This is a genomic window from bacterium (genome assembly GCA_029210545.1).
In the GTDB taxonomy this organism is placed as follows: domain Bacteria; phylum BMS3Abin14; class BMS3Abin14; order BMS3Abin14; family BMS3Abin14; genus JARGFV01.
On sequence record JARGFV010000125.1, the window covers coordinates 1 to 6,801 of the forward strand.

At 60.8% G+C, this 6,801-nt stretch carries 6 protein-coding genes and 1 riboswitch; of the genes, 2 read left to right on the top strand and 4 right to left on the bottom strand.

Annotation, left to right across the window (positions count from 1 at the left end):
• Positions 1 to 311 precede the first annotated feature (311 nt).
• Both P1S46_10730 and P1S46_10735 read left to right on the top strand, forming a co-directional pair.
• The gene (locus P1S46_10730; protein ID MDF1536953.1) at positions 312 to 1,421 is read left to right on the top strand and encodes a Xaa-Pro peptidase family protein; all 1,110 of its coding nucleotides are present in this window, start codon (positions 312 to 314) and stop codon (positions 1,419 to 1,421) included.
• A 142-nt stretch (positions 1,422 to 1,563) separates the two neighbouring features.
• Positions 1,564 to 2,721, top strand: coding sequence for a DUF362 domain-containing protein (locus P1S46_10735; protein MDF1536954.1), 1,158 nt, complete (start codon positions 1,564 to 1,566; stop codon positions 2,719 to 2,721).
• A 120-nt stretch (positions 2,722 to 2,841) separates the two neighbouring features.
• Here the strand turns inward: P1S46_10735 and moaA are convergent, their stop codons facing one another.
• From moaA to tatA, 4 genes are all read right to left on the bottom strand, one after another.
• Complete coding sequence (gene moaA, locus P1S46_10740) at positions 2,842 to 3,870, bottom strand: GTP 3',8-cyclase MoaA (GenBank protein MDF1536955.1); 1,029 nt, start codon at positions 3,868 to 3,870, stop codon at positions 2,842 to 2,844.
• Positions 3,871 to 4,016: 146 nt separating this feature from the next.
• Positions 4,017 to 4,145: riboswitch (molybdenum cofactor riboswitch) on the bottom strand.
• Positions 4,146 to 4,345: 200 nt separating this feature from the next.
• Positions 4,346 to 5,461 (bottom strand): hypothetical protein, encoded by a 1,116-nt coding sequence (locus tag P1S46_10745; protein ID MDF1536956.1) that lies wholly within the window; start codon positions 5,459 to 5,461, stop codon positions 4,346 to 4,348.
• Entirely contained in the window at positions 5,430 to 6,209 is a 780-nt protein-coding gene (gene tatC, locus P1S46_10750) for a twin-arginine translocase subunit TatC (GenBank protein ID MDF1536957.1), read from the bottom strand. The genes P1S46_10745 and tatC overlap by 32 nt, the downstream gene beginning before the upstream one ends.
• Positions 6,202 to 6,606 (bottom strand): twin-arginine translocase TatA/TatE family subunit, encoded by a 405-nt coding sequence (gene tatA / locus P1S46_10755; GenBank protein MDF1536958.1) that lies wholly within the window; start codon positions 6,604 to 6,606, stop codon positions 6,202 to 6,204. The genes tatC and tatA overlap by 8 nt, the downstream gene beginning before the upstream one ends.
• Between the last annotated feature and the right edge of the window lie 195 nt (positions 6,607 to 6,801).

Consider the following 6,801-nt stretch of genomic DNA (forward strand, 5'->3'; position numbering starts at 1 on the left):
GCATACACTTGCATTGGGCACCTCCTGTTTAGGGTTAAGAAACCAAAAGTGATGTGGCTAATTAACCTGATTATAACCGGTGGTGCCCACTTATATGATTATCGCAGGGACGGCCGCTCCCAAGCCTGACCACAGGGAGCCACAGAGTCACGGAGAAAGTCAAAGGCGGTCTCTGCGAGAGGCTGCCCTTATCGCTTTTACAGGACCCGGGATTGCTTCCTGATGTGGAATTTCGTCTTCCTTCGTGTCACTTTGTGACCTTCTCGATTCCGTTGTTGTAGCTCGTCGGTAAGGTCGGTTACTATAATCGGATGAGCGTGCCACCCCTCTTCCATTTCGCTGAATCTTATAACGACGCCGACCAGTTCTACCTGTCCGGTTTCCTGTGCCCGGACCCTTTCGCTGTCCTCGAGCTGGGCAGGGGGAAGGTCGTCCTGGCGGTCTCCCCCATGGAGGAGGAGAGGGCCCGGACCGAGTCGACGGGTGAGCGGGTGATCGCCCTGCGCCGCCGCAAGGGACAGAACCTGGTCCAGGGCCTGGCCGGGTTCATCCGCGGCAACGGCGCCGAACACGTCAGGGTCCTCCCGGGCTTTCCCCTGGGCCTTGCCAGGGAGCTGAGCAAGGAGAACATCGGCATCGAGGTGGACGGGAAAAGCCTGGCTGTCCGTCGGCGGAAAAAGACGGGGGGACAGATCCGGGCCATCCAGCAGGTTCAGCGGGGGTGTGAATCCGCCATGGAGATGGCGCGGTCCCTCCTGGCAGGATGCCCGGTTCGAGCCGGGGTGCTGATCTTCGAAGGCCGTCACCTCACGGCCGAACGCCTTCGCGCCCTCATCGAGATCCACCTCCTCGAAAGGGGCCTTGAGACTGCCGACACCATCGCCGCCCCCGGACGGGGAGGCGCCCGGCCCCACTGGCGGGGCGAGGGGCCCGTCAGGGCCGGGGTCCCCATCGTCATCGACATCTTTCCAAGGTCCCGGGAGACACGGTACCATTCGGACATGTCCCGGACCTTCGTGGTGGGCCGGGCGTCCGCGACGGTCCGGGAGATGCACCGGGCGGTGTGCGAGGCCCAGGATGCCGCCCTTCACGTCCTGGGGGCGGGAGTCGCCCTCGACGACGTCCACAAGGCTGTGTGCGACGTGTTCCGCAGGAGGGGATACGGGGTCCCCGCAGGGGGAAAAACGCCCCGGCGGGGATTCCTCCACGGGACCGGCCACGGGCTGGGTCTCGAGGTCCACGAGACCCCCTCGGTTTCGGTGACGGGGGATATCTTCGGACCCGGGGACGTGGTTACCGTGGAGCCGGGCCTTTACGACCGCCGGATCGGGGGTGTCCGGGTGGAGGACGTGGTGGCGTGTATGCCGGACGGGTCGGTCCGGAATTTGACAAAATTTCCCAGGGACCTGGAAATTTTGTAGGTCAAATTCCGGACCCATGAAACGGTGAATCGGCGAAACGGTGAAACGGAGATAAAACGAACCAACGAAACAGTGCCTTTCCCCCGTGTCTCCCCATCCCCGCATCCCCGTGTCGTTGAGAGCATCCCGGAGCTAATTCACCATGACATCAAATAAAATTCCCGTAGCTATTGAACGTTGTAAGAGTTATGAGCCGGAAAAAGTAAAGGATGCTCTCAACAGGGCACTCGATCCCCTTGGGGGAATGAGTGCCTTCGTTTCCCCCGGTGATCGAGTGCTCCTCAAGCCCAACTTCCTGGCTCCCCGACCCCCTGAAAAGGCCGTCTGTACCCACCCGCAGGTTGTCAGGGCTGTAACGCAGGAGGTCATGGAAGCCGGGGGGAGAGTGTTCCTGGGCGACAGCCCGGGGGTGGGTTCTCTCACCGGCGTCCTGAAAAGATCGGGAGTTATGGAGGTGGTGGAGGAGCTCGGGATCGGGCTCGTGCCGTTCAGGACCCCGGTCCAGGTCCCTGTTCCGGAAGGCGGGGTCTACAAATCCATCCTGCTGGCCGAAGAGGCCCTCGGGTTCGACCGGATCATCAACCTGCCCAAGTTCAAGACCCACGGGATGATGACCCTGACCCTGGCGGTGAAGAACATGTTCGGTACCGTTGTGGGCGCGGCCAAGCCGGGGTGGCATCTCCAGGCTGACGAACACGCCCGGTTCGCCGACATGCTCCTGGACCTGTGGCGCGCACTGCCCCCGGAGCTTTCCATCCTGGACGGGATCACCGCCATGGAGGGCAACGGCCCGGGCTCAGGCGACCCGTTCCACCTCGGGCTCGTCATCGCGTCACCTTCAGCCCTTGCCCTGGACCAGGTCGCCGGTGAGATCGCCGGTGTGGGCCCCGAACGTCATCCGATCATCTACCGCGCCCGGCAAAGGGAGCTTAAGGGGAGCCGGCCAGGCGAAGTGCAGGTTCACGGCAGGCAGGTCGGCGAGGTGAAACGTGATTTCGCGCTTCCCGGCAGCGCTTCCAGGGTGGACTACAAGCTTCCCCCGTGGGCCAAACGGCGCCTCAAGACTTCCCTTAACTCCTATCCGGCACTGGACCCTGAAAGGTGCACTACCTGCGGGGAGTGCGCCGGGATCTGTCCGGTTAACGCCATCACCCTCCACGCCATGGAAAAGGGGGGCGGCATCGTTGACCGCGACCTTTGCATCAGCTGCTTCTGCTGCCAGGAGATCTGCCCGGAAAGGGCGATCGAGCCGGTTCCGGGAAGACTTCTCAGGCTGTTAAAGGTGATCGGTGCAGCCTGAGAAGTGCACGTGCGTCCGTGGAGCGTAGGTGCGTACGTGCGACAGAGCAGGATAGCAGAGGTGAAGGTTGTGATGTTTTTACGCACACACGCATGCACGCTTTACGCACAAACGATTACGTTACCCGCCAATATGGCTCATCGTCCTGGCACACGCCCGCACGACCTTCCCCCCCGCCATCCCGTGACCCTCAGGTTTTCGCGACAGTGCCCCCCCGATGAGGGAAAGGATCTCCTCGTCCGAGGCCGCTGACCGCAGGGGTGTGAGAAGGTCGGTCTCGTTATCGGAAAACAGGCATGTGCGCAGGTGACCGTCGGCGGTGATGCGGATGCGGTTGCAGTTGACACAGAAGTGTTCGGAGATGGGGGTGATGAATCCAACGGTCCCTTCGTGTCCGGGGATGCGATAGCGCACTGCCGGACCGGATCCCCTCCCCTTGCCCATGCGCTCCAGTGAACCGTGGACCGTCTCCAGGCGGGCGATGGCCTCGGCGGCGCTCATCACCTTTTCCAGCCCCCAGAAACCGTCGGGGCCCATGGGCATGAACTCGATGAACCGGACTTCGCAATCCTGCTCCCGCGTAAGCTCGGAAAACGCTTCCAGCTCGTCGTCGTTGAACCCCCGCATGAGGACCACGTTTATCTTGACGGGATCCAGGCCTTCCTCCCTGGCTTTTTCCAGCCCCTTGAGCACCGTCTGGACCCCCCCTCCGTGGCCGTTGCCGTTGGGATCGGTCACCCACTTGAACCGGTCGTCCCTGAGAGTGTCCAGGCTCACGTTCACCCGGGACAGGCCCGCCCGGCGAAGGTCCGGAGCCATCTCCGCCAGGAGGAGTCCATTGGTGGTAAGGCTGATGTCGGAGATCCCGGGGATCCCGGACAAGATGGTGATGAGGGAATCCAGGTGCTTGCGCACCAGGGGTTCCCCGCCGGTGATGCGGACGCTTGTAACACCGCGACGCGACAGGATCCCGGCCAGGCGGCCGATCTCCTCGTAGGAAATGATGTCGCTGTGGTTCAGGGCCGCGAAACCGGCCCTCGGCGCACAGTAGCGGCAGCGCAGGTTGCACCGGTCGGTGACCGAGACGCGCATGTAGCGGACTGGCCTGCCCTTCCCGTCAGCCAGCACTGTATTTTCTCGAGTTGTCATGTGTTCTGCCTTGTTGGTGGTCAGGTCAGCCCGTTACAGTAACGGTGTGATCACGCCTTTGGCGTAACAGGCGGGGTGTCGGTGTGCCGGAGAAAAACATCAGTGTGATTCTTTCCCTCATAACTGAAAAAACAGGCCACGGAAAGGGCCTGTTTTTCAGGTCTCCTTTCCAAGAAACGGGAGGCCGGGCCGTTTCCAGCCGGACCCATCGGCCGGCCGCCGTGGGCATTTCGATCGGCCCCTGCAGGCGGTTCGGCTCGGAGAAAATATGTAAACGCAGTACACCCTTATACTAGGTAAGTTACGGAAAAGGAAGGAGAAATATAGTGTCTGGTGTCTTGGGTCTAGTGTCTGGAACGATCCTGGGCGAAGGATAAAGAGTGAAGAACAAAGGCCTGATTCCACCTTCCACCCCTTCGATCGCGCCGTGGACGTGACTCAGGGCCTTGGGCTTCCCCTTTCCACTTCCTGAATTTTACAGCATCAATATCCGGCTCTTCAATATCAGGATCTCGAAAGCCACCGAGGCCTTCTGCATGACCCGGACGAGGAAGGCGGCCTCTTCCTCGGTGATGCCGGAGGTGAACTTGAACCCGACGATGACCGAAACGGTGTGCTTTTTAAGCAGCAGGGGGCAGATCACCACCTCCCCGGGCACTTTCATGCTGAGTTCCTTGAGCCAGGGGTTGCTCTCGAAAAGGTCCACTCCCCGGAACCGCTCCAGGGTCCTCGATTCCCGGATGTTGAACAGGACGTTCTGGAAGTTCACCGGCAGGGCCATGCTCCCGAAATCGACCACCGGTTTGGCCGATCCCCCGGACATCCAACCCAGCGCCTCGTCTCCCTTGATGATGAACAGGAAGGCGTCATCCATGAACCTCAGGCCGGCCCTGATGAGGGTCTGGGCGACATCGTCCCTGTTGTGGATGCCGAAAAACGCGTCGTTGATCCCGGTGATGTCGAGGGGGTCGAAGGGCTCCATGTCCTCTTCGGTGAGCTCCACGAGTTCAACCAGCTCCGCCTCCACCAGCTCCGCTTCCGCAAACTCCGCTTCCGCGGAATCCGGTACTGCCGGAACCGGGGCCGGCGCCTGCCCGGAGGCCGACATCCGTTTCTGTTCGGCGGCCACATCCTGGCTGACGGCGATGTACCGGGCTTCGCGCCTTATGCTGTAGTACTTCTCCAGCGCCTGGACGATGCGCAGCTCGCTGGCGATGACCGGCTGGATGATCATGTTGGTCTGGAACGCTACCTCGTCAACGATGTCCAGCTTGTGGGGGTCGGTCATGGCCAGGGTGATACGCTTCCCGTCGAGGGCGATGGGCACGATGCGGTACATTTCGAGGAGCTTCTTGGGGACCGAGTCCAGGACGGGCCTGGGGATCTTTTCGAAGTGCTGCGGCTCGGCGTAGGCGACGTTGAACTGAAGGGCGAGAAGCTTCATGAGAGCGTCTTCGGTGATCGCTCCCATCTCCAGGAGGTTGGTCCCGAGGCGGCCGCCGAAGATGACCTGGCGCTGGAGGCCTTCAGCCAGGATCTTCTCGGTCACCAGACCTTTTTCAATCAGCAGTTGACCCAGGTTCTTCTTCATCGGTCAACTCTCCCGAGGTATCCGTGAGGGGTTTCCTGCCGAAAATCCGGGCCACGACCACGCTGATCTCGAAAAGGATGATCAGGGGGCCTGCCATGAAAAGCTGGGTGACGACGTCAGGGGGTGTCAGTACGGCGGCCCCGATGAAAGCGACCACGATGAAATAGCGCCGGTTCTTTGTCAGCATCTGGTGGGTCAGGAGGCCTATGCGCGCAAGGAAATAGGTGATAAGCGGCATCTCGAAGACGAAACCGAAGGCCAGCAGGAGCTTGGTGGCGAAGGAGAGGTACTCCTTGAGCGAGGGGAAGGGACGGATGACGTCGGTGGCAAATCCGAGCAGGAACTTGAACCCGAAGGGGAAGACGACAAAGTAGCCGAAGCTGGCTCCCGTGATGAAGAACAGGGTGGAAAAGATGACGAAGGGAACAACCGTCCTTCGCTCCTGGGCGTGCAGCCCCGGAGCGATGAAGGCCCAGAACTGGTAGAAGAGGATCGGCAGGGAGAGAAAAACGCCTGCCAGGAGCGAGACCTTGAGGTAGGTGAAAAACGCCTCGGTCACCCCTGTAAAGATCATCCACGAGTTGTTTTCCGGCAGCGACGCGATGAGAGGGATGGCGACGAATTCGAAGATCCGGTCCTTGAAGGCGTAACAGACCAAAAAGCCCACACCCACCGCAATGGCGCTCACGATGAGCCGCTTGCGCAGTTCCTCGAGGTGGACTGTGAAGGGGAGCCGGTTTTCAGACATTCCCGGGTTCGTCGGTGGAATCGTCCGGGGTCTCGCCGCCGCCTTCGATCTCCTCCAGGTTGTACGAGATCCCGGACTCGGCTTCGGGTGCGGTTTCGGCGGATGCCGATGCGGTTTTTTCGTCCCCGGTCACAGGGGGGGTGGTTTTGTCCCCGGAAGGCCCGCCCTGGTCGTCTTCCTCTTCCGGGACCAGGTCGGGGTACTTTTTGCGGAACTGCTCATGCTTGTCGCGCTCCAGGTCCACACGGACTGTGGACTGGAGGTCGTCGGCCGCCTTCTTGAACTCGGCGAGCCCCTTGCCCAGTGTCCGGGCCAGGTCGGGAAGCTTCTTGGGCCCGATGACGATGAGGGCGACGACGAGGATGATGATGATTTCCTGCATTCCAATGCCTAACATGAGATCTCCAGGGATGAGTGCAGAGTACAAAGTGCAGGATGCAGAGTTATAATGAAATACAAGGAATTGAGAATTGAGAACAAAAGCGGCTTATGCATTACTTCCTCAACCCTCAACCATGATAGGGTCGCAAAAAGTCCAATCCGGGACTTTTCGCTCCACGGAAAGGGAAAAGCGTCGTTTTCCCTTTCCTTA

Coding starts and splice junctions, on each gene's coding strand:
- P1S46_10730 (MDF1536953.1), top strand. CDS start 312: ATGAGCGTGCCACCCCTCTTCCATTTCGCTGAATCTTATAACGACGCC.
- P1S46_10735 (MDF1536954.1), top strand. CDS start 1,564: ATGACATCAAATAAAATTCCCGTAGCTATTGAACGTTGTAAGAGTTAT.
- moaA (MDF1536955.1), bottom strand. CDS start 3,870: ATGACAACTCGAGAAAATACAGTGCTGGCTGACGGGAAGGGCAGGCCA.
- P1S46_10745 (MDF1536956.1), bottom strand. CDS start 5,461: ATGAAGAAGAACCTGGGTCAACTGCTGATTGAAAAAGGTCTGGTGACC.
- tatC (MDF1536957.1), bottom strand. CDS start 6,209: ATGTCTGAAAACCGGCTCCCCTTCACAGTCCACCTCGAGGAACTGCGC.
- tatA (MDF1536958.1), bottom strand. CDS start 6,606: ATGTTAGGCATTGGAATGCAGGAAATCATCATCATCCTCGTCGTCGCC.